General features: G+C 41.2%; 26 protein-coding genes and 1 other RNA gene. 6 read left to right on the forward strand and 21 right to left on the reverse strand.

Annotated elements, in window-relative coordinates:
• Nucleotides 1-68 precede the first annotated feature (68 nt).
• The 3 genes from M1J35_RS14775 to M1J35_RS14785 all read right to left on the reverse strand — a co-directional run bounded on the left by M1J35_RS14775 (nt 69) and on the right by M1J35_RS14785 (nt 4,213).
• Complete coding sequence (locus M1J35_RS14775; RefSeq protein WP_254651595.1) at nt 69-2,648, reverse strand: helicase-related protein; 2,580 nt, start codon at nt 2,646-2,648, stop codon at nt 69-71.
• A 164-nt stretch (nt 2,649-2,812) separates the two neighbouring features.
• Nucleotides 2,813-3,259 (reverse strand): SRPBCC family protein, encoded by a 447-nt coding sequence (locus M1J35_RS14780; protein WP_224519892.1) that lies wholly within the window; start codon nt 3,257-3,259, stop codon nt 2,813-2,815.
• A gap of 162 nt (nt 3,260-3,421) precedes the next feature.
• The gene (locus M1J35_RS14785; protein WP_229592796.1) at nt 3,422-4,213 is read right to left on the reverse strand and encodes an HAD family hydrolase; all 792 of its coding nucleotides are present in this window, start codon (nt 4,211-4,213) and stop codon (nt 3,422-3,424) included.
• A gap of 151 nt (nt 4,214-4,364) precedes the next feature.
• Between M1J35_RS14785 and M1J35_RS14790 the strand changes: the two genes are divergently transcribed.
• Together M1J35_RS14790 and M1J35_RS14795 are read left to right on the forward strand one after the other, a co-directional pair.
• Nucleotides 4,365-4,661, forward strand: a complete 297-nt coding sequence (locus tag M1J35_RS14790) for a DUF948 domain-containing protein (RefSeq protein ID WP_224519888.1) — start codon at nt 4,365-4,367, stop codon at nt 4,659-4,661.
• A 141-nt stretch (nt 4,662-4,802) separates the two neighbouring features.
• Nucleotides 4,803-5,453: an MtnX-like HAD-IB family phosphatase gene (locus M1J35_RS14795; RefSeq protein ID WP_254651596.1), complete on the forward strand. Its 651-nt coding sequence runs from the start codon at nt 4,803-4,805 to the stop codon at nt 5,451-5,453.
• Between the two features lie 249 nt (nt 5,454-5,702).
• On the opposite strand, the gene ssrS is transcribed toward M1J35_RS14795, so the two are convergent.
• A non-coding RNA gene (gene ssrS, locus M1J35_RS14800) (6S RNA) lies at nt 5,703-5,890 on the reverse strand.
• A 97-nt stretch (nt 5,891-5,987) separates the two neighbouring features.
• The gene (locus M1J35_RS14805; protein WP_034759086.1) at nt 5,988-6,425 is read right to left on the reverse strand and encodes a peptidylprolyl isomerase; all 438 of its coding nucleotides are present in this window, start codon (nt 6,423-6,425) and stop codon (nt 5,988-5,990) included.
• A gap of 189 nt (nt 6,426-6,614) precedes the next feature.
• Here M1J35_RS14805 and M1J35_RS14810 point away from each other — a divergent pair, with 189 nt between their 5' ends.
• On the forward strand, nt 6,615-6,911 hold the full coding sequence (locus M1J35_RS14810) for a phage holin family protein (protein WP_051758260.1): 297 nt from the start codon (nt 6,615-6,617) through the stop codon (nt 6,909-6,911).
• A 58-nt stretch (nt 6,912-6,969) separates the two neighbouring features.
• Here the strand turns inward: M1J35_RS14810 and M1J35_RS14815 are convergent, their stop codons facing one another.
• Nucleotides 6,970-7,491, reverse strand: coding sequence for a type 1 glutamine amidotransferase domain-containing protein (locus M1J35_RS14815; RefSeq protein ID WP_224519884.1), 522 nt, complete (start codon nt 7,489-7,491; stop codon nt 6,970-6,972).
• Nucleotides 7,492-7,911: 420 nt separating this feature from the next.
• On the reverse strand, nt 7,912-8,820 hold the full coding sequence (locus M1J35_RS14820; protein ID WP_254651597.1) for an NAD(P)-dependent oxidoreductase: 909 nt from the start codon (nt 8,818-8,820) through the stop codon (nt 7,912-7,914).
• A 142-nt stretch (nt 8,821-8,962) separates the two neighbouring features.
• Here M1J35_RS14820 and M1J35_RS14825 point away from each other — a divergent pair, with 142 nt between their 5' ends.
• Nucleotides 8,963-9,223, forward strand: a complete 261-nt coding sequence (locus M1J35_RS14825) for a hypothetical protein (protein WP_224519881.1) — start codon at nt 8,963-8,965, stop codon at nt 9,221-9,223.
• A gap of 43 nt (nt 9,224-9,266) precedes the next feature.
• Here M1J35_RS14825 and M1J35_RS14830 read toward each other — a convergent pair whose 3' ends face one another.
• The 5 genes from M1J35_RS14830 to M1J35_RS14850 form a co-directional block, all read right to left on the reverse strand.
• Entirely contained in the window at nt 9,267-9,623 is a 357-nt protein-coding gene (locus tag M1J35_RS14830) for a YidH family protein (protein WP_034759077.1), read from the reverse strand.
• A gap of 88 nt (nt 9,624-9,711) precedes the next feature.
• Nucleotides 9,712-10,839, reverse strand: coding sequence for an MBL fold metallo-hydrolase (locus tag M1J35_RS14835; RefSeq protein WP_254651598.1), 1,128 nt, complete (start codon nt 10,837-10,839; stop codon nt 9,712-9,714).
• A 125-nt stretch (nt 10,840-10,964) separates the two neighbouring features.
• Nucleotides 10,965-11,261, reverse strand: coding sequence for a rhodanese-like domain-containing protein (locus M1J35_RS14840; RefSeq protein ID WP_254651599.1), 297 nt, complete (start codon nt 11,259-11,261; stop codon nt 10,965-10,967).
• Between the two features lie 39 nt (nt 11,262-11,300).
• Nucleotides 11,301-11,642, reverse strand: coding sequence for a rhodanese-like domain-containing protein (locus M1J35_RS14845; RefSeq protein WP_254651600.1), 342 nt, complete (start codon nt 11,640-11,642; stop codon nt 11,301-11,303).
• A gap of 921 nt (nt 11,643-12,563) precedes the next feature.
• Nucleotides 12,564-12,935 (reverse strand): hypothetical protein, encoded by a 372-nt coding sequence (locus M1J35_RS14850; RefSeq protein ID WP_061811291.1) that lies wholly within the window; start codon nt 12,933-12,935, stop codon nt 12,564-12,566.
• Between the two features lie 236 nt (nt 12,936-13,171).
• Between M1J35_RS14850 and M1J35_RS14855 the strand changes: the two genes are divergently transcribed.
• Entirely contained in the window at nt 13,172-13,852 is a 681-nt protein-coding gene (locus M1J35_RS14855; protein ID WP_254653770.1) for a response regulator transcription factor, read from the forward strand.
• On the forward strand, nt 13,849-15,252 hold the full coding sequence (locus tag M1J35_RS14860; protein ID WP_254651601.1) for a sensor histidine kinase: 1,404 nt from the start codon (nt 13,849-13,851) through the stop codon (nt 15,250-15,252). The genes M1J35_RS14855 and M1J35_RS14860 overlap by 4 nt, the downstream gene beginning before the upstream one ends.
• 37 nt (nt 15,253-15,289) lie before the next feature.
• On the opposite strand, the gene M1J35_RS14865 is transcribed toward M1J35_RS14860, so the two are convergent.
• The 9 genes from M1J35_RS14865 to M1J35_RS14905 form a co-directional block, all read right to left on the reverse strand.
• On the reverse strand, nt 15,290-16,210 hold the full coding sequence (locus M1J35_RS14865) for a DUF1002 domain-containing protein (protein ID WP_224519872.1): 921 nt from the start codon (nt 16,208-16,210) through the stop codon (nt 15,290-15,292).
• Between the two features lie 241 nt (nt 16,211-16,451).
• The gene (locus M1J35_RS14870; protein ID WP_034759056.1) at nt 16,452-17,228 is read right to left on the reverse strand and encodes a sulfite exporter TauE/SafE family protein; all 777 of its coding nucleotides are present in this window, start codon (nt 17,226-17,228) and stop codon (nt 16,452-16,454) included.
• Between the two features lie 74 nt (nt 17,229-17,302).
• The gene (locus tag M1J35_RS14875) at nt 17,303-18,430 is read right to left on the reverse strand and encodes an MBL fold metallo-hydrolase (RefSeq protein WP_254651602.1); all 1,128 of its coding nucleotides are present in this window, start codon (nt 18,428-18,430) and stop codon (nt 17,303-17,305) included.
• A 24-nt stretch (nt 18,431-18,454) separates the two neighbouring features.
• Nucleotides 18,455-19,027: a sulfurtransferase TusA family protein gene (locus tag M1J35_RS14880; protein WP_229592770.1), complete on the reverse strand. Its 573-nt coding sequence runs from the start codon at nt 19,025-19,027 to the stop codon at nt 18,455-18,457.
• A 48-nt stretch (nt 19,028-19,075) separates the two neighbouring features.
• Complete coding sequence (locus M1J35_RS14885; RefSeq protein ID WP_254651603.1) at nt 19,076-19,555, reverse strand: DsrE/DsrF/DrsH-like family protein; 480 nt, start codon at nt 19,553-19,555, stop codon at nt 19,076-19,078.
• 49 nt (nt 19,556-19,604) lie between these two features.
• On the reverse strand, nt 19,605-19,832 hold the full coding sequence (locus M1J35_RS14890) for a sulfurtransferase TusA family protein (RefSeq protein WP_034759045.1): 228 nt from the start codon (nt 19,830-19,832) through the stop codon (nt 19,605-19,607).
• Nucleotides 19,833-19,908: 76 nt separating this feature from the next.
• Nucleotides 19,909-20,169: a metal-sensitive transcriptional regulator gene (locus tag M1J35_RS14895; protein WP_079531819.1), complete on the reverse strand. Its 261-nt coding sequence runs from the start codon at nt 20,167-20,169 to the stop codon at nt 19,909-19,911.
• Between the two features lie 182 nt (nt 20,170-20,351).
• On the reverse strand, nt 20,352-21,605 hold the full coding sequence (locus M1J35_RS14900; RefSeq protein ID WP_254651604.1) for a M24 family metallopeptidase: 1,254 nt from the start codon (nt 21,603-21,605) through the stop codon (nt 20,352-20,354).
• Nucleotides 21,606-21,736: 131 nt separating this feature from the next.
• The gene (locus M1J35_RS14905; RefSeq protein WP_254651605.1) at nt 21,737-22,696 is read right to left on the reverse strand and encodes an ArsA family ATPase; all 960 of its coding nucleotides are present in this window, start codon (nt 22,694-22,696) and stop codon (nt 21,737-21,739) included.
• Nucleotides 22,697-22,702: the final 6 nt, after the last annotated feature.

Below are 22,702 nucleotides of genomic sequence, written 5' to 3' on the forward strand. Positions count from 1 at the left end.
TCGTTTTCAGTTCGTACTAGATCGTATCACATAACCTTTCATCTTACATATGATTTGCTCACGATTCACTAATATCGCGGTTTCCCCTTCGTCCTTCTTTTAACCCTCGCAGCATGACAGCGATCACAGATAGGAAAACCGAAGTTCGGAGGAAGTTTTTTTCCGCATTGCCTGCACGACTGTGTTAAACTGGTGACTTCCGTCCGCAGACTTTCATGAACGCCATCGGCAATTTCACTCCTGATCCGTTCCCAATAGTAAGCCTCAGTCTGTCTGCCCAATCGGTATAAAAATAAAAGATGAAGCCCGACAGCTTTATACGAAACTTCTTTTTGCTCTAAGTTCGTACTCTTCAACTGTGGTTCAGGCAGTTCTTCACCCTCTACAATCGCTTGCATGCACTGTAGCCACTGCTCCGTTAACTGTGTTTCCTTCTTGGAGAAAGGAAGATGAAGAAAGCCGTAAAGGTCATTTAATGAAAGTTTGGCCTCGATGTCGGTTCCCCGGATCAATTCATATAGTTCCCTTTCTTCAAAAAGGGTCGCTTTTTCCGTACCGAGTGGACTTTTGAACTTATCCCATAAAAAGAAGAACGTGTCCATGTCATGGTAATGTCTTTGAAAACGTTCAAACACACCACTCGTTGGGGCGATGGCAAATGTTTCGAGGGCTTGATCAGGCTTTTCGAGGAGCTGCTTCATCACCTTAATATCCTTTGAGAACGCAACTTTCCCCTCATTGTAAATTCCTTTTCTCCCTGCCCGGCCGGCAATTTGCTTAACTTCCTGTGAAGTCAGCCTTCTCCTCCTCGTCCCATCAAATTTATCCGTTTCCAGGAAGACGATTCTGCGTATCGGCAGGTTCAGTCCCATCCCGATTGCATCGGTCGCAACAATCATATTCGTTTTCCCATTAATGAACTGCATCATCTGCCTCTTCCTCGTTTCAGGAGGCATACTTCCGTAGATCATACTGACTTTATGTCCATTATTTTGTAGTCTTGAAGCGGTATCCAACACTTTCTTCCTTGAAAAACAAACCACTGCGTCTCCTTTTTTAGCATGTCTCAATTGGAATTCTTTTGATTCGACTTCAAGGGGGATGTCTCTTTTGTAATGATGAATCTCGACGTTGCCTTCCCCGACCAATCCCATTAATAGATCCCGGACGTTTTCACTCCCGATGATATGGACCTCTTTGGCTCTTGCCTTCGTAATGGCACGATACCAGGAGAAGCCTCTATCCTGATCGGCAAGCATTTGGGCCTCATCGATCACGATCACTTCATATTCATCTTTTTCACGAAACATTTCAACCGTAGATGAAACATGGCGTGCAGAAGGAACTTCTTTCTCTTCTTCACCTGTTTTCAGATTACACGGGACGCCGTCTGCATTCAATGTATCGAATACTTCCAGAGCTAGTAAACGAAGGGGGGCCAAATACATACCGCTTCTGGCTTCTTTCATCCGGCTGATTGCATGATGCGTTTTCCCTGTATTGGTTTCACCGATATGGAGGATATAGTGGATATCACCTCTGAACGAAGGGCTGTATTCCCTTCCAAAGATTTCTTCCAGTATTCGTTCCTCTTCCTCTTGCTTCCGTTTTAATTCAGCAAGTTCAGCTGCTTTTCTTTCCTCGCGCTTCTTGAGATCTTTTTCATATAATGAAAGATGAACATCTGTATCAAAAGGAATTTCTGTCAGTCTGTATAAATCATCCATATACTCCTCTTGAATCATGCTGAAAAAGTTGGATTTCAGCGTCAGGAGAAAATGGTGACTGAGCCTGCTCAACCTTTCTTCTGTAAGTTCCTGGCCGTACACCGCCTCATATCCCTTCCTTAATTCTTCGGGCATAAGCTCGGATAAAGACCGATAAACCACCTGCTCTATGTGATAAAAGACAAAGCGTTCATAGGGATAGAAATAGGTTTCATATTCCCACACATGTCCATCCCAATGCTCACTCTTTTTGTGAATCGAACCTGTGAATTCCGTAAGAAAATCGGAAACGTTGACAAAGGAGTCCTTTGTATAGCGTCCTTCTTCTTCTAATTTCACTTCCAACATATACGGTTCGACCGATCGGAATTTGGTTTTGGTCCGGATATCACTCATCCATTTATTGGCGAATAAAAATCGCAATTCCACATACCAATGAGTCTCTAGCTTGTCTATTTGTTGGCTGATGAAAGAAAGAATCTTTTTTTGACTCTCTTTTTGAAGGACAGCCTTCTTTTTTTCTTCTTGATTCTTAACAAATGTCTTTCGGACCTCACGATGTCGTTCTGTCCAATCTTCTTCGGATATAGGATGATCCTGTATCCAGTTTAAAATATGGAAAGGTTGATACTCTCTGATTTCATTCCGGAACAATTTGTTGATCAATTTTTTATCCGTACCTTCAATATCGTACCCTTTATCTCGCAAAAATGCTTTTTTATGACTCCGCAAGACATCATTCGTTACTTTATTAAGCCAAATATTCAGCCATATTTGATGAAAGAAAGCACTCCTTTCCTTCAAATAATCCTGAAATGAAGGACATTTTTCGTGTTTCTCCAGGAAAAGTGTCATATCCTCCTCGATTTTTCGTTTCGTTTCCTCTATTGCTTCTTCTCGAAGTATGTGAAGCTTTTGCATGGTAAGACCCCTTTTTATCGTAATACAGATTCCGCTACTATTTATTTTATAGTGTATGTATTTCTTCTCCATCTAACAAATCACTTGCTCAAATAAGTCATTATATCACATATGCAAATCTTCTATCATGACTAATTGGGAGTTCGGGTGTAGGTTGACGCGAATCAATTTTCACTTCTTTCAATGGCTTCTCCTACGGCAATCGTTAAATCCCTGGTAAGTTCGGCAACCATTTTATCGAATGCATGTTGAAGCACCTTTGCAACAGGGCTTGTGGATACAATGGATAAGCTTCCTGTCATTCTTGTTAAACAGGTGTCTACTTCATCCGCTTTGAAAAATCCTGAACCCGTGAACCTTTGATTTACGCCCTTTAACGTGAACTTCACTTCAGATGGTTCCTTCCAATCTGTAATTCTCACATTCACATGGATCTTTTTTGTCACCATCCCATAATGAACGGTGAATTTCCACGTTGATTGATTATTGGAATAAATAGTATGCTCCTTGTAGCCGGGCACCAGTGGAGCCCAAGCATTCATATCACGAATAAAAGTCCATACATCTGATCGCGATGCATGGACATTCACTTGATGTATTCCATTCCCCATAAGTCATCTCCCCTTTATATAATGAGATCATTGCCTCATTCACCTCATTTTTCCCGTATATGTTGCCGGGACTTTGATGAATAGTATGAATGGGAATGGATCATTATGACTGGTGAACCTACTAAATAGAGAGGCACCGACAAATCGGAGCCTCTCTATTTGTTATTTGATGATGTTCCGGACAATGCGGGGCACTTCTTTCAGTGCCTTCACTTCATAATCCGGGACAACCTTTTGTGGTGTTTGCCCCCGTCGATTAATCCATATCGTTTTGATACCGATCCTTGAAGCCCCCAGGATATCCGTGTTTAAGTTATCTCCAACCATAATCACTTCATCCTTATGAAGCTTCAGCCTCTCTAATGCATGATGGAACATGGCAGGATCCGGTTTTCCTTTACCGATATCCCCAGAGATGATGATTTCTTTGAAATAAGGGAGAAGTTCAGGAGTTTTATCGAGCTTTGTATTTTGTAAATGAGGGGAACCATTCGTTAATAATAACAGTTGGTAGTTTTCCTTCATTTCATTTAAAACCAGGAACGTATCTTCATATACATATGGTCTTTGTTTTCGTTCTTGTCGAAATTTCTCGGATAATTCTTCACCAAATACGGAATCCGTGATACCCATAGAATTCAATCCCCTGGTCCATGATTCTTTGCGGTAGGAAGGGACGGTTTCTTTCATCTTCAGGAAATTCTCATCATGTTCATCGAGGAAATCCCCCCAAAGGCCTTCAAAAGGGTTAATTCCAATATCCTGCGTGAACTCATATGTATCATATGTGGCATACAGCTCCCTGGCTGCTTCCCTGACGCTTGACTCCAGAGCTTCTGGATCGGTCCCCGCCTTCTGGTGTGCATAGTGGCACGTTGCTTTGAAGGCTTCTTCAATGCTTTTCGAATCCCATAGTAAAGTGTCATCTAAATCAAACAGGATGGCTTTGATCACTCTCATCTCTCCCTTAGCGTATTCAACTTATCATTTAGATTACTAGCTAAATGTGAAATAGTAAACCAGAAGGATAAAATAATTTATTGCGTTATTTTCAAAAGTAATAGGGAATATAACTAAAAACAGAGTAAAACGAGGTGAAATCAATATGTGGATCGTTTATGCAAGCATTGCCTTATTTGTCATTTCCCTGATTATGCTGGGTGTATCATTGATGAGGACCCTCAAGACCACACGTCCCATTGTGAATGAAATGAATCAAAGGGTAGCCACTATTCAATCGAGGATGGAAAAAATCTCTTCAGAATCAACTCAGCTACAGGAAACCCAGGGAGAGATTCAACATGATATCGAATATAAAAAGTCCACTTTTACAGATACCATCCAAGAGGTAAAACGTACGCCTGAAGTATTAAAAGAATTTGTTAAGAGTATGAAAAGATAGTGTTCTGTCACCTTGCTTGATGCAGGGTGATTTTTATTCCACATAAAGTTTACATAATATTATTATGATTGATAGAGTTCCTTTCCTCCCCCCACGTATTCATGATACAATCGACTACATTCGTTACGAGGAGGAAAAGCTGTGAAAAAATGGGCATTTGTTTCAGACTTCGATGGAACCATTTCAAAAAAAGATTTCTACCATCTCGTCATGGAGAAATATTTTCATGAAGGAGAGGCCTTATTTACCAAATGGAAGGCTGGTGAAATGAAGGACATCGATTTTTTGTCTACCGTCTTTTCATCGATTCATCAAGACGAAACTCAAATCATTGAGGATATCCATTCATTAGAAATCGATGAACATGTCACTGCCTTCATCCGTAAAGTCCAGGCTCAAGGAGGGGATTTCTATATCCTCAGTGCGGGAACGGATTATTATATCCACCATATTCTTCAAAAATACGGAATCACGGATGTGAATGTTTTCTCAAATGAAGGCTATTATATGGAAAAGAATGTACACATGAAGATCGATCCGGATCATCCCCATTACTCAGAGCGTTATGGGATTGACAAGTCCACAGTGATTTCTGAGCTTAAAGAAGAGTATGAGACGATTTACTTTGCCGGTGATAGCGAGCCGGATAGCCACCCGGCTGAAGTGGCGGATGTCACCTTTGCCATGGAAGCACTGCAGGGGATCCTTGAGGAACGCGGGACCCCATTTATTAAAGTAAATGATTTCTATGACATAGACCGTCATTTAACAGATAGAGGTGTATTAAAGTAAACCACTTTGCACTTTTATTTCATGCATGATACACTTAATCTGCCTCTCCCGGACATTCGCTTGTTGCGGGACACTTAACCATGTACGGACGGGAGGGGCCTCGATATACTAAAAACAAAGACTGAGTCCATCATTTTTGGATTCAGTCTTTTTTAGGTTGAATAGTGTTCTTGTTATGGTGATGCTGGCATTTAACGCAATAAAATAAAAAAGCCAGCCCCCGATTGGGAACTGACTTGAGATACTAAGGTTTGAGCCACAGTTGCCGTAATGTGATATAAGAAAGTTTTAAACCACCACTCCTCAAAGTGGGTGTTTGCAGAAGGTTTCCTGTCGTCCTCAGTCGTGGAGGCTTGACATTCCAACTTCGATGTAAAACTCCCTATTACAGTTTAAAGGTTAAAACTTCGTTATGATTACGAACAACGCAGCCTGTATTAGTATGATACAACATCAATTAAATTATTTCAACTGTTGTTTTTCTTCTAGTTGATTCAGAGTGATGCGAACGAAGCAAGGTCCGTCCCTCAACAATTATGCATCAAATACTTCGACTTTCTCCATTACGTCGCCGTTTTTCATTGATTTGGCGATGTCGATCCCTGAAGTCACTTTTCCGAAGACAGTATGAACGCCGTTAAGGTGAGGCTGTGGCTCATGTACGATGAAGAATTGGCTGCCTCCTGTATCTTTACCGGCATGGGCCATTGATAAAGAACCTTCTTCATGCTTATGCGGATTCCCTTCTGTTTCACATTTGATTGTGTAACCAGGACCACCCATACCGTTACCGTTCGGGCATCCTCCTTGGCTTACGAAACCAGGGATGACACGGTGAAAGCTTAAACCGTTGTAAAAACCTTCGTTTGCCAATTTTTCGAAGTTTGCCACTGTTCCAGGTGCTTCATTTGGAAATAAATCAAATTCAATTTTTTCACCTGTTTGGAATTGTATGTATCCTTTTTTCGCCATATTAAACAGCTCCTTTTTTATTATAGGTCAATCAATATAATATCATTGAACATTTCTCATGTCACTTTAAAGGTTAGCCTGTACCCTATCCTTTTTATTTTTCCTTACAGCGTAACTGGTTGTCATGAAGCTCCCGGGGGTGTGAATAAGCTATATAGAAGTCATTTATCATTATAGGGAGTGGACCATATGATTGAAAACTTATTAAGCGGCATTTCCATTGATCCTCAAGTCACCGTGCTCGTTCCCGTGTTATGGGTACTTGGGTATGCTTTGAAGCGGACCCCCCATATCCCGGACTGGCTCATCATCTGGATTCTTTTACTGGTGGGTGTTGGAGCGAGCGGATGGACGTTAGGATTTGACTTTAACGGGATCGCAAATGGATTTATCGCAACGGGGGCTGCCATCACCACCCATCAATCAGTCAAACAGACCTTTTTCGAAAGGGTGAATGATCGAAATAAGAGAGACAAGAAGAAATAAAGAAAAAAAGACTGGCCTACAGGGAACGATCAGAGTTCCCCCGGCCAGTCCTTTTTCATCATTTAGCCAGCGTGTCAATGAATTCTCTCATATAATCAGGCAGATCAGGTGGTCTTCGACTGGAAACGATATGGCCGTCTGTCACGACCGGTTCATTCATCCAGATAGCCCCTGCATTTTCCATGTCGTCCTTTATTCCAGGTGTGCTTGTGACTTTTACACCCTGAAGAATCTTCGCTGAAATCAAGACCCATCCTGCATGGCAGATTTGGCCGATTGGTTTCTTACGTTCATCCATGGATTTCACCATGGCAATGACCTCTTCATACCGACGAAGCTTATCCGGGGACCAGCCTCCCGGAACAAGAATGGCATCATAATTTTCCGGATTTATGTCTTTAAATGCATATTCAGAAACAATCGGCACTCCATATTTGCCGATATACTCCTCATTGGCCTTTTCTCCGACAATATGAACCGTCGCTCCCTCTTCCCTCAAACGCAGGACCGGATACCATAGTTCCAGGTCCTCGAAGTCTGCACTGACCAATTGGATGATTTTTTTTCCGACTAACTTCATTTTGATTCCCTCCTCTATTATGTACACGATTATTGTCTAAGGAATCAACCCATATTGCAACCGATAACCTTAATTGTATGGACTATATTTCTTTATCGCGTTAATGATGGTCTTCGTTTGGAAATAGGAGACAAAGAAGGCAACCACGGTCATTATGGTACCAAATATGTATATCAATCTGGAAAATTGCCTGAATGAATTTTTTTTCAAGATAATCACCATACTTTCAGTAAATTTATGCATGCTCACCTATTATTCCCATATTGGATTGAAATATAAAGGGAAACAGACAATGTTTTCAAGCATATAGTGCAGCCCACTAGAATCCTGACTTTTTCGGAAAAATTCAAAAAACACCCCATAAAAGTTAGATTGGTTTCTAACTTTTATGGGGCAGTTCATTTCCTGAAACGTTTTATATTAAGCTTCCAATAGTTTGATTAATGCTTGAGTGCCACTATTTTCTTCGCCTTCTGCAGCAAGCTGCTCATATAATGAGAGAGCAAGTTCAAGACCGGGTGTCCGGAGTTCCATCTCTTTAGCTGAATGCAGGGCAATCTTAAGGTCCTTGATAAAATGTTTAACGTAAAACCCTGGAGCATAATCCTGCTCGATCATGCGGGGAACCAGGTTACTGAGGGACCAGCTGCCCGCTGCCCCTGATGTAATGCTTTTCAGTACAGTGTCTGGATCCAAGCCAGATTTCTTTGCGTAAAGTAATGCTTCACTTACTCCCATCATGTTCGAAGCAATGGTGATTTGGTTACACATCTTTGTATGCTGACCCGCTCCTGGTTTTCCTTGATAGACAACATTCGTACCCAGGAGTTCCAAAAGTGGTTTTGCCAGATTGAACGTGTTTTCTTCCCCTCCCACCATAATGGAAAGCCTGGCTTCTTTAGCTCCGATATCCCCTCCCGAAACGGGAGCATCCAATGTCGATATGCCCTTCTCCTTCCCCGATTTAAAGATTGCATCTGCGAGTGCCGGTGAAGAAGTGGTCATATCAATGGCAACCGATCCCTGTCTTAAATGGTGCAGTATACCGTCCTCACCAAGGTACAGTTCTTCAACATCTGAAGGGTATCCTACAATCGTGATTACGAGATCTGAAGCTTCAGCAAGATCCTTTGGTGTGTCTGCCCATTTTGCACCACGATCTATGAGATCCGAGGCTTTATGTTTTGTGCGGTTATAAATAACCAGCGGAAATCCTGCCTCCAGAATATGACCAGCCATACTTTTCCCCATTACTCCTGTTCCAATAAATCCGATGACCGTCTCTTTCGTCAGTCTTTTCATTCCATCCACCCTCTCTTTGTCTACCATCCATGTTTATTTTCATCCATATTGAGAGGATTGTCCACTCCTTCATTATTTTGGCACCCCTTCCCTATGTTTAAATTCATGTGCGTCGGGAATACAAAGAACATACTAAATAAACGAATCACTTGAATGGAGGAGAATGAATATGAAAGTAAATAAAACGTTACTTGTTGGTGCAACCGTTACGGCTGGTTCACTTGGATGGATTCTATCATCGAAAGAAAAGCGTAATCAGCTGCACAATGTGAAAGAAGGATTGGTTACGAAGTTTAAAAAGAAAAGAAAAGAAGATCTACCTGTTGATAAAGGCGGAAATCCGGATCCTTCAAATATTGAAGACAACTCCATGGTAAGTGAAGGAGCCATGACATCCGTTCAATACTACAATGAACAAAAACAGGATTAAAATAAGCTGAACGCAGGGATTTATCCTTTTGCGTTCAGCTTATTTAATTTAATGAAAAGAAATAAACAGTCACAAGTAAAAGAACGATGGTGGCCACTACTGTCATCATTTTGATAAAGACATCTGCTGACACGAATGTTTGTGTATTGATGTGTCTTCTTGTCCTGTAATAATTGATGGTAGAGCCAATGATGATGGCAAACCCGATGAAAATCGAAATCACACTTATTCCGGCGGCAATCCGGTCTTGAACAGGGTTCCCTTGAAGGGAATTAAAATGTAAACTTGTCGTTAAAAATCCAATTCCGATTATGGCAATGGCTGTACGGATCCAAGCCAAGAACGTCCGTTCATTAGCCAGGTGCTGCTGTATATATTTTGATTCATTTATCTCATTCATGTTGTTCACTTCCTCAATTATACCATTGCAGCAAACATCCCATTATGTTAGGATGTTTGCCTTCTTTACTTATGACGTATGAATCTCATCAGCGCACGGCACATCTATTTGGGCCTGTTTCCATTTCACGTTTTTCATCTTCATCAGGATTGATTTTACCCATATTCGTTTCACGGATTTTCTCATAGCTGTTTGGTTGAGGAGGGAGGTTTTCTGTGACTGTTTTTCTGAATTCCTCTTCATCCTCTATGTTCAATCCATGATTCTCATCATATAAGTCTCTCAGACGATGTGAGATTGAACCGTCATCATTCATTTCATCTATCGTCATATAGTGGGCTGGCAGGACAATCAAGTCATCGTTAAGGTTTTTATATCTTGAATACAATGTTTCCCGCAAGTCCCCTACCCAGTCCTCTGCTTTACCGGCTAAATCAGGTCTACCAATGGAATCAATAAAGAGAATGTCCCCAGTGAGTAAATAATGCCGATCGACAATAAAAGAGGTACTTCCGATCGTATGCCCTGGTGAGTATACCGCTTCGATCATTGTATCACCCACCTTGATGCCCGTTTCATCTTTGACTTCTTTATAGGTATACTGTACTTCTTCTGCATCTTTCGGTGGCAAATAATATGGTGCATCAAATTCGTTACTTAAGGATCGGCCACCGGAAATGTGATCTGCATGGAGATGGGTATCCAGTACTGCTTTTACTGATAGATCGTGATGTTGAATGAACTTCTTATAAGGCTCTATCAGGCGGCTTGGATCAATGAAAGCAACCTCGCCTTTGGATACAATCGCATAAGATAAGCACCCTTTCCCTATCCGTATGAATTGATAAAGGACACCCCCAGACACATCACCGATTTTTACAGGTTCAAGGTATTCGCTCCATGCCTGCATACCACCTTCAACTGAATAGATATTATTCATTCCTGCACCGGCAAGCATCTCAGCCGTTTTAGTCGAAGAATTCCCTTTTGCACAAATGACATAAATGGCTTCATTGTCTGGTAAAATGGATTGAACCGATTCAAGATTATCCTTCAACTCTGAAAAGGGTTTGTTGATGATCTTCACGTTTTTCCCTTCCACTTTCCAATCGTCAAATGCGTCCTTGGGACGAACATCCAAAATGAACATTCTATCTCCATTCATGATTTTTTGGGTGAGTTCCCCTGCTGTCAAATTCTTTACTGAAGTTGTCATAACCTATTTCCTCCCTTAGATTTATTATTTCTCTTCATATTTACATTATCCTAAAATCCGACTTTTAAACCTATAGGGGTATTCATTTTCGGGAAAAACGCAATTTAAGGAATCGAGGAAAAGGCTTACTCAACTTTTCCATCCCATGCAAGCATGCCGCCTTCCATGTTGGTGACCTCATAGCCGTGATAAGCAAGAAACTTCACGGCACGGCTGCTTCTGCCCCCTGATTGACAGACTATGATGTACTCTTTTTTCTTATCCAATTCATTCATACGAAATTCCAGCAGACCTAAAGGAATATTGGTACTCGTAGGGATTTTCCCATTCAGCACTTCAGCCGGCTCCCGTACGTCGATGATATTAACTTGTTCCCCCGCCGATAATCTCCGCTTCACTTCATTGCTCAGGATCGTTTTCATATTAAAATTCCTCTCTCTCCATAATGGTTTTCATCACACTTAATGGGACCAGGAATTCATTCCTCCCTTTACGTTCGTTACAGAGGTGAATCCTTTCTTTTTAAGAATTTTGCATGCATTTGCACTCCTCATACCACTTTGACAAATGACAATGATTTCTTTGTCTTTGTTTAGAGTGTCAGCGGTTTGATGTAACGATTGTAACGGCATATTTTTAAATTGTTTAATATGACCGTGATTGTATTCCCCAGGTGAACGTACATCGATGAATTGCCTGTTCTTATCTCGTAAAGTCGTTTTCAATTCACTTGTAGATATTTGCTTGATATTCTTACCTGGTTTCTTGATCAATACATACACATAAATAAGTATGATTAACATAATTAATCCGAAAAATTCCAACATAAGCACCTCATTTCTTGATAAGCATGGACAATGTCCACTTGCTTCCTACGTCTATATTATACCCATATAGGTATTTAGTCAAGGAAGATAATTATAATTATTTAATATGTTTAATTGCACGAAAACAATTAAAAAGGCAAGGACAATAGTGTTTAGTAAAAAAGAAAATCAAAACGGTCATTCAAAATTTCTTCAAAATAGAAATCGTTCGGATTAATCATTTGGATTAGTGAGTAGTGGTTGATTTCCGCTGCAGGTGCTCGCTTTCCGCGGGGCGTGAGTTGAGCCTCCTCGGGCTTTGCCCTGCGGGGTCTCAACTTTCCCGCGTTTCCCGCAGGAGTCGAGCACCTTCCGCTCCAATCAACTTACCAAGCATAGGTGTCTCACTATAACAATATAATGTAAATTGCTACACCATCATATATATCAATTCTAATTTTATTAGTTACAGTGAACGATTACTGTTAAATTATACAAATACCCTTTCATACCTGACGTGAATGACTCATTCTGCTCAGAACCCCTCAAACTGAGTAGACATTTGGAAACTATAGTCTGTATAACTTTGGTGATATGGTGCTTTATTATTATTGTTGTTAAAGCATATTTAGTGTTTAAACAAGATCTAGCTATTGATTGGAGTGCAAGACGAAGACTCCTACGGGAAAAGCGGAATAGGTAAGACCCCGCAGGAGCGAAAGCGACGAGGAGGCTTGCCTTCCGCCCGAGGAAAGCGAAGTCTTGCACGGAAATCAATAGCGGCGTAACAAGCGATACTAACTAATTGTTTGATTGTTTGTCTTTAGAGGAACTGGATATAGTTATGACCCAGCCTCATTAAGTTGGACATGAACAATAAAAAAAACCGGCTCAATAAGATGAGTCGGTTTAATCACTTTACCAATAATAATAGTAGCGTTTATGGGGACCTTTAAACGGGGTGTTCACGAGCTGTCCCCCGAGAAACCCTAAGCCCAATCCAATCAATCCTGCTCCGATTGGGTTTATACCATACCCATAACCACCCGCCGGACCATAGGGGACAGGACCAAAGCCCGCCTGCGGGTATCCTTGCGGCGGATAACCCTGTGGACCGTAAACTTGCGGTGTGGCATAAGGTCCTTGAAAATAGGGTGTGTTTTGAGCCCCCACAGGACCATATCCCTGTGCCCCGCTGAGATAATCCCCTCCGTTCCCAAGGTTAGGGAAAGAGCCTGAGTTAAAAAAAGGCATTAAATTCTTTCTGTATATGGTACTCCTCTCATACATGTTCGTCACTCCTCTTTATTAGCCTATTATGAAAAGGAAAAAGGGGAAGGGCAAATGCCCTTGTTTTCGGAAAAGTATAGGACAAAGCGGCAAAAGTTCAACCTCTAAGTTTTCCATGTTAAAATGTTGGAAGAAATACAAATCAAAAAAATCTGGAATCTCACAAATAATTCACTATTTATCTCTATAATAAAATTTGATGCAATTCTTATGTCATAAGGCTGGGTGTGAAGATGATGAAAAAATGGAATGTACTGATTGTAGATGATGAACCGGAAATGAGACAGCTGATCTCATTGTATTTAAACAAGGAGAATTATTTCTGTATTGAAGCCGAAAACGGTTTGGCTGCTCTTGATCAATTGAATAAAACACATGTCGATCTGATGATCGTGGATATAATGATGCCGTTCATGGATGGTTTCCGATTGCTGGAAGAAGTAAGGGATCATAGTCAAATCCCCTTTATCTTCCTATCTGCCAAGGGGGATGACCTGGACAAGGTAAAGGGGCTTAAACTTGGTAGTGATGATTATATGGTTAAACCTTTCAACGCTGATGAGCTTGTGGCGCGCATTGAAACCATTCTAAGAAGATCATATGGTGTACAGACACGTTCCATGGTCGAAAGGTTTGGGCCTGTTACATTTAATTTGGCATCCAGGACCGTGTCCGTCGGTGATCATTCTCCCCGTTTGACTTTAAAAGAATATGAACTTTTCTTATTTCTCGCACGGAATCAGGGACGAGTTTATAAAAGGGATCAACTTCTGGATCAAGTTTGGGGAAGAGATTACGAAGGAAGTGATCGAACGGTTGATACCCATATAAAAACATTGCGGCTGAAATTAAAAAATTACGGGCCGTTGATCGAGACGGTATGGGGACTTGGTTATAAATATGAGGGATCTCTTTGAAAAACGTAAACCTGACCCTCAATAAAAAAGTCTCTATCCTGTTGTTAAGCAGTCTATTTTTAACGATTGTCTTTTCGTTTCTCTTCATTCACTATCTCTACAAAGACCTCTATATAGGGACCGTGAAGGATTCACTCCTTTATCAGGGGCAGAGGACCGCTGCCCACTATCATTATGGGGATGTAAGCGGAAATATCAAGGACAAGATCCTCTGGTATAACGTCATCTCTCCCTATGAAGTTTCGGTTGTGGAGAACCTTGATGAATTAGGGAAGAGCTTCCCTTTTCTAATTGATCAAAAGCCCCTCATCAACCGCATGGATAGAAAAGAATTGGCGAAGGGCAATCATGTCATGAAAGAAGGATATGTAGACGAATTCAATCGGAAAGTGATAGGAGCCGTCTTTCCACTTATGAATGAGGATAAGTTAATGGGATATTTGTTTATTTATATCCCTCTTGCTGAAATGACGGAAGTGTTCAGCAAAGGTATCCCCATTTTAATATTGGCAGGGGTCATGTTTTATTTCGTGCTTTTTTTGATCATTCAGTCTTCACTGGACTCCTTGTTCAAACCTGTCAGGGAAATGCAAAGGTTCTCTAATCAAGTAGCCAACGGAAACTTTACGGAGCGGCTGGAGGTCACCACAAAAGATGAAATGGCTGAACTGGCACTCACGTTCAACAGTATGGTTGACTCTTTGCAGCACCAGGAGGATCGTAAGAGACAGTTCCTTTCGAATGTCGCCCATGAACTAAGGACTCCCCTCACGTACATCGGAGGGTATGCAAAAGCGTTGACCGACCGGGTACAAACAAATCCGGAAGAAATAGAAAAAAGCCTACACCTGATTCAAAAAGAGTCGGTGCGTATGCAGAAATTAATTACGGAACTCCTTGAATTGAATAAATTGGAAGATGTTGCATTTTCATTGGATATTGAACCGATGGTGCTGTCCCAATTCATTATGGACTCTTTAACACTGATCCGTCCACAAGCAGAATTGAAGCATATAGATATTAAACATACTTTAAATGAGGAATCGATCATTAACGGAGATCCAAACCGAGTGATGCAGGTGTTTTACAATATTTTGGACAATGCCCTGAAATATTCCCCGGAACGGACCTCTATCTCCATCCACTCCTATGAGAAAGATGGTAAGGCGGTTGTGAAGATTAAGGATCATGGGATTGGCATTCCGGGCGACTCATTATCCCAAATAGGTGAACGATTCTACAGATCTGATCTGTCAAGGCAAAGGAACACCGGTGGATATGGACTTGGTTTATCCATCGCCAAGGAAATCATGCATAAGCATAAAGGTTCCTTCTCCATCGAAAGTGAAGAAGGCAAAGGAACGACGGTATATCTAACGTTTCCTTTACTGGAATTATAAAAGACTGAGTCGAATGACTCAGTCTTTTATCTTTGCATTATCCAAATAAATTTTTGATTGATTTAAAGAAATTCCCAATTGCCTCTAATAACCCGGTAAAGAAATCTGACACTTTCTGTCCAAAACCCTCATCGTTGACAATTTCCTTAATGGTCGTTTGGATATCTTTCGTTAAGTCATCCAGCTGCTGTTGAACATTATCAAAATTTATATCAAGGGATCTCATCTTTTCAAATAGATCAATCAACAACTGACGATCCTCTGGACTTAGTTCTATGTTCAATGATTGGAGCTTGTCTTCGACGATCTTCTCGACTTCCTCTTTCGTCGCAGGATCTTGTTCAGCAATTTCCTTTTTGATCTCGGTTAACAATTTACTGACTTCTTCCTTATCAATACCTGACTCTTTCGCGAGTTCAGTAGCAACGGATAATTCTTCATTGGCCACTTCCATCCGAACCGTATCAAGCTTCTCTCCACTCACATCATACGCTTTATAAATACCTACTAAAGCGGAATGACCGCTCACCTTAACCGGGGAGGCAACATCCACTACTGCATTTTCGACTCCCGCTGTTAATAGTGCATTTGAATACATGGAATTCGTAACCTCGGTAATATTCTCCGGAGTCACAATATTAACCTTTAATCCTTCACCCTTTTCCTTACGGGTGATCATGGCTGAAGAGAACATGCGGGCGTTCCTGTTTTCTCCGTCAATATATTTTACAAGATCCTCACCAGTGGCCGTAAACTCCTCCACTTCAGTTCCCTCATCCATACCCAATTGTTTTTGAACCTCTTTTTTTTGCTGGCTGGAGAGTGTTTCTCCATATACAACGATGGGCAGTCCGAATTTTTCATTAATGCTTGCTTTATCATTATCCGCAGCCGATGCCGGTTGAAGTCCGCTAACCATTAATGAACATAGTAAGATGATTCCAATAATCTTTTTCATGTGTATTCTCCCTTTTTTCATGATGGATAAAATCTTAGAACACATTCATTCTTACATTGTACCGCTACTCATGAATACGTTCATCCATCCAGAGTCTTATTTCTATCTATTCATTAGACGAAAGAGACCTTCAGAAAGTTACAAGGCCCATTGATACATTACCACAAAAAAAAGCTTAGCTCCATGTACCACGATTCTTCTTCTGTAAGAAGAGTCACGGTATACAGTGCTAAGCAGCATTCTAAAGGATATCTATCCAGATCTTAATAGCCGTTCCTAAAATCAATAGTGCTAATATCATTTGTAGAATCTTGGTGTTCATTTTCTTCCCTGCCATCGCTCCAAGTGGAGAGGCAATCAGACTTGCCACTACCATGATCATGGCTGGCAGGTAATCCACTTGCCCGGTGGTGATTTTCCCCACAGTCGACCCGATGGAAGAAATCAACGTAATGGCAAGAGAGGAAGCAATCGTCATTCTCGTCGGTATTTTCAGCACAACAAGCATGATGGGAACTAATAGAAAGGCACCTGCTGCACCTACAATACCTGCACCCACTCCCACGATGAGGGCTAGTATGGCAGCGAGCCATTTATTAAAAGAAACATCTTCCAGCTTCACATCATCTATCCCTTTTTTAGGAATGAACATCATGATGGCTGCAATGAGAGCAAGAATTCCATACACGATGTTAATTCCCGCTTCACTCATGAATTTTGAGCCATACCCACCGATGAAACTACCGATTAATATACTTACCCCCATATACGTAATGAGTGATTTATTCAGGTAGCCCCCTTTTCGGTATGCCCACACTCCGCCAAGCGTCGCAAAGAATACTTGAACGGCACTGATGCCGGAAACTTCATGAGCGGAAAATGTAGCTACTCCCAACAAAGGCGGAATATATAAAAGCATTGGATATTTAATGATACTTCCTCCGATTCCAACCATTCCTGATATATAAGAACCGACGAAGCCGATTAGAAATATAGTTAAAATAAATGCCAAATCCATTTTGAGCCCTCCTCTTCTAATAAAATGGGAACCGCTCATGCAAGTTCCCATTGGAATATTTATATCATCGTCAATTATCGAACAGCACAGCGATTTGGTCCGATTTCCATCTCCCGCTGCTTTTCTTCATCCGGCGTCACTTTTCCCATATTGGTTTCACGTATTTCCTGATAAGCATTCGGTTGGGGAGGCAGATTTTCAGACACAAGACTTCTGAATTCATCTTCGCTCTCAATGTTCAGTCCATGATTCTTGGCATATAATGTGCCAAGTTTCTCACCTACAGAACCGTCCTCATTTAATTCTTCAATAATCATGAAGTGAGCGGGTAAAACGGTCAGATCCATGGAAAGATCTTTGTAGCGTTTGTACAGACTTTCTCGTAAGTCCCCTACCCAGTCTTCTGCTTTTCCGGCAAGATCAGGGCGTCCGATACTATCAATAAACAAAATGTCACCTGATAATAGATATTTCTCATCAATCACGAATGAGGTAGAACCAATTGTATGTCCTGGTGAGTATAGAGCATTAATATCGATGGTTGTATTTCCGATCTGTACTTTATTTCCATCTTCCAGTGCCGCATATTCAAATGTTACCTCTTCAGCATCTTTGGATGGTAACCAATACTTTGCTCCGGTTCTTTCTGCAATGGTACGGCCACCAGAAATATGATCCGCATGTAAGTGTGTATCGAATACATTAGTGATCTTTACATTTTTTGCTTTAGCGAAATCGATGAACACATCGGCCATACGTGTGGCATCTACAATCGCGGCTTCACCATTTGATACGACCATATAGGAAAGACAGCCTTTACCCAGACGCACAAATTGATAAAGCTCTCCATCATTCGATAGGTCCCCTACCTTAACCGGCTCTAAATGTTCACTCCAAGCCTTCATGCCACCCTCCAGATAAGACACGTCCTTCCCCTCATCTGAAAGCATTTCTGCAACCATGATGGAAGAGCCTTCTTTAGCACAAACCACAAGAATATCTTTATCTTCAGGCAGCTTACCCAAGATTTCTTCCACGCCGTCTAAAAGGTCGAAATAAGGAATATTCAAATATTCAAAGTTTTCACCTTCGATTTTCCAATCTTCAAATGCTTCCACGTTACGAACATCTAAGATGAATAATTCTTCTTTTTTCATTACTTTTTGTGCTACTTCTTTTGAATTCATTGGTTTTACAGCCATTATTTAACCCTCCTGAAAAATGAATTATTTAATATCCGACTCCAAGTCCCCAGACCAATCGCTCATACCCGGAACCACATTGAATACATTCGCAAATCCTTTTTCATCTAATAGTTGAGCTGCCATGTCACTTCTGTTTCCTGTACGGCATACAACATAAACTTCTTTGTCTTTATTCAATTCATTCACACGGTTTTCAAGTTCGCCTAGGGGTATCGAAACAGCCCCCGGTATATGATTAAAGGCGTATTCCGCTTTTTCGCGGACATCCAGAACGATCACATTTTCATCGCTTAATTTCCCTGCCAGTGTGGCGTTGTCTGTAACAGCCTCGTGTTTACGCTCAACTGTCTCTTCACCGCTTGATTTTCGGACGAAATGCTTAAGGACGTCCCCCTCTTCGATGGTACCTAGATAATCATGGCCGGAACTCTTTGCCCATGCTTGAAGATCCGCCTTTGATCCTTTATCGGTAGCCTGAATTTCAATCACCTGTCCTGCTTCCAGGTTATTCATCGCTTTTTTTGTTTTTACAATCGGCATCGGACAAGCGAGTCCTTTTGCATCCAATACGAAGTTCGATTCAAGATTATTCATATAGAAACCTCCATTTACCTCATAGGGTATATTTGTTTTCAAAAAAAATTAAATGAATAAATTCACGTTTCCATTTTCGGCATCTGCCAAATAAGCTGCTACCCCAGCGTATTCGATTTCTTCCAATAATTCATCCTTGTGTAACCCCAACAGATCCATGGTCATGGTACATGCAACCAATTTAATTTCCTGTTCTCTTGCCATATCGATCAAATCAGGCAGAGGCATGGCATTATGCTTTTTCATGACACCTTTGATCATTTTTGGACCCATGCCCATAAAGTTCATGTTTGACAACCCCATTTTATCAGCTCCACGAGGCATCATTTTTCCAAACATTTTTTCCATGAATCCTTTTTTAACGGGTAACATTTCTTCTTTTCTCAAAGCATTCAATCCCCAGAACGTATGGAAGATCGTTACTTCATGATCATATGCTGCAGCACCGTTGGCAATGATATAGGCTGCCATCGCTTTATCGTAATCGCCACTAAATAGAATAATATTGGTTGTTTTTCTCTCTGACATTGTGTCCCCTCCTATTTACTACAGGGGGTATATTCCCCCTCAAAAAAATTTAGCCTTTTTTTATCCAAAATGTAAATACATCATTTTCTTCATTCGAATCGAGTAATTCATGTCCTGTAGACTTAGCCCATGCTGTAAGATCACTTTTTGCACCTTTATCTGTTGTTTGAACCTCCAGGATTTGGCCGGATTCGATTTCTTTAATAGCCTTTCGGGTTTTTACGATTGGCATCGGACAAGCGAGTCCCTTTGCATCTAATACTTTATCTGCGTTCATGTGTGTTTCCTCCTCGTTTTTTAAATACCCACAAGGGTATAATATACATTATAAAAAAAGATGTCAACCTTTTTCGTTATCGACTTTTCACTAATAGATTTACCGCTTCTTTCACGAGTGCTTCTGTACTTTCCCCGGATTCATGGGAGTCTGTTACACACTCAACAAGATTCATACTGACAATCAAACCTACGGATCGGTCAAGAGCTGTTTTGGCTGCGGAAAGCTGCGTGATGACGTCTTTACAATCTTCCCCTTGCTCCATCATTCTTACAATACCCCGGAGCTGCCCTTCCACACGTTTGATTCGATTCTTAATTTGTGCATTGTATTCCATCAAGACACCTCCTGTTGGCTTGTTGTTTTCTTGCTACATTCACTATAATATACCCTACTAGGTATTAAGTCAAGAGGGAGAACCACATTTTTTTCAAAATGATCATTATTAGGCAGGGGCATATAAGACTGATTACAATCATTCCGTGCCATCAGTCTTATTTCTCCTGTAAGGGAAACTGATTAGATCAGATAAAACGTGGTTTGTCTTTTCGCCATATATTCCAGTCGGTGCTGGATGAATGCAACCGGCTCCTCCAGATATATGGGGATGATTTGATCCCACTCAGGAATATATTGTTCTATATTGAACTCCAGTGCATAACAGGTATTGGCGGTGAGGGGCAGATTGCCTTTGATGGGAATATCACTTTGCTGATCATATAAGCCGATTAAAGCACCGGCTTCATGACAGTGATTTCCCAGTGGATGTGAATACAGCATCGCCTCGATTTCTTCCTCTCTTGCCTTTTTCATTGCTCTTTGAAATACTTCATTCCCCGTTCTTCCGACTTTCATTTCCCCGGTTATGATATCCTCGAACCTTAAAGCGGTTTGGAATGCAGATTGAAGTCCTTCAGGAGCTTGCTCCTCACCCGGATGAAGGACATATGCAAGCTGTTGGGTATCCGTTGCGAGGCCCAGATATCGAATACCAAAATCCAGATGCACGATATCTCCAAAACGAATAATCTCTCCCTCTAATCGATCCATCACCGAACCCATTCTTTGCAGATCCACAGTAGGATAAAAGGAGGTATCCAAACCAGCGTCCAATACCCGTTGTCGTATCCAGTCAACAACATCTTCTGTAGTGGTGATCCCAGGGTGAATCACTCTCCGGGATAACGCTTCTTCCGCTATCATCCTCCCAAGCTCGGCAATTGCAGGGTATGCCACTAATTCCTTGGTGGTTCTGATCGATAGCCAATCCACAATGACATGTTGAGCAGATACAAATTTATGTGAGTGCTCATCTAACAGCATGCTCAGCTGCTGATAACAGGAATGACTCAAACCATCCGCAGCGGCAAATGTCGATGAATAATTCAATGCGATCGAATCAGGATTGTACTCATCCACAAGACGTTTAAGGCATTCCCATTGATCACACTCTTCCGGATTCCATGCTCTTTCATAAAACGGTTCAAAATTCGGATTGGGATGCAAAACCCATTTTTTTAGGTGCTGGCCATCATCCAAATAAAATACAAGGATGGTCAATCTTCTCGAACCGTCAACTGAGGTAGGGTATAGACTCTTCAGGACAGGATCTTCGTTATATTCCCTTCCTGCCGTGATCCACATGTCTACCTTGTGTTTTTTCATTAAAGCAGGTAACAGGGTATTCAGACGATGAAACAGCCAGCGATTTTGTGTTTCTTCCCTCTTTTTTAAGGGGAGAATGGCAGATAGATATTTATTCTCACTTTCCATGTGAACGACTCCCTTATTTTATGGATCATTACACTTTCGACAAAATCATCTATTTTCCCTTCCCAACGCAAAAATGACCATTGAAGAACTTCCCCAATGGTCACGCTCACTAATTATGTATACCTCCCGAATCAGTAGATTCTCTCTTCTTTGTAAATGGATTTCTGAAGATGGGATGCAAATCCTTCCAGATGAGAAAGCGTACAGATATCTTCTTCTAATAGAGGGACTTCGTATAGTGATTGGTCTGTGAATCTTTCCTGCATCATACGCAAGTAGACTTTTTCCTGTTCTCTTCTTTTCTGCAAGAACTCTCCATCCGCTTGATTCGGCAGGATTTTATTCACAATCAGCCCGCCAATATTAAGTGAATGAGAGGACATCAATTCAATCGCTTTTTCTGTTTCAAGAATCGGCAGTCTTTCTGGTATAAGAACGAAAATAAAACCTGTTTTTTTTCGATCAAGCAGAATCTCTCTTACTTTCGAAAACTTTTCCCGGCGTTTTTGGAGGATATCGTAAATGGGGTCCTCAACCGGTTCACCATCATTCAAAAGCTGTGAATAATTTTTATTTGTCTTCTTTCTTCTCTCAAGCATTCCATCCATCCAGACTCCCATTAATTCCGGTAGAGATAATAGTCGGATCGTGTGTCCTGTAGGGGCTGTGTCGAAAATGATTTTATCATATTCATTTCCTTCTTCCAGGATGATCGAAACGATCCGATCAAATAAGGCAGCTTCTTCAGCCCCTGGTGCTGAAGAAGCCATATCAATTTGCCGGTGGACTTCACTCACCATATTTGACTTTACCATCCCTTTAAGATTCCCTTTCACCCCGTTGATGTATTGACGTGTTTCCGCATCTGGATCAATTTCGATCCCCCATAGATCGTCCGATAACGGAGTCGCATACCCGTTAATTTCCCTGTGAAATATATCCCCAAGGTTATGAGCGGGATCTGTTGAGACGATCAGCGTTTTCTTCCCCATCTTTGCAAACATGACGGCCAGTGCAGATGCCGTAGTCGATTTTCCGACTCCTCCTTTGCCCCCCACAAATAGAATGGATTGATTCAGTAAATCATTCATGAATTC

It is taken from the genome of Rossellomorea sp. KS-H15a (genome assembly GCF_024195245.1).
Classification (GTDB): domain Bacteria; phylum Bacillota; class Bacilli; order Bacillales; family Bacillaceae_B; genus Rossellomorea; species Rossellomorea vietnamensis.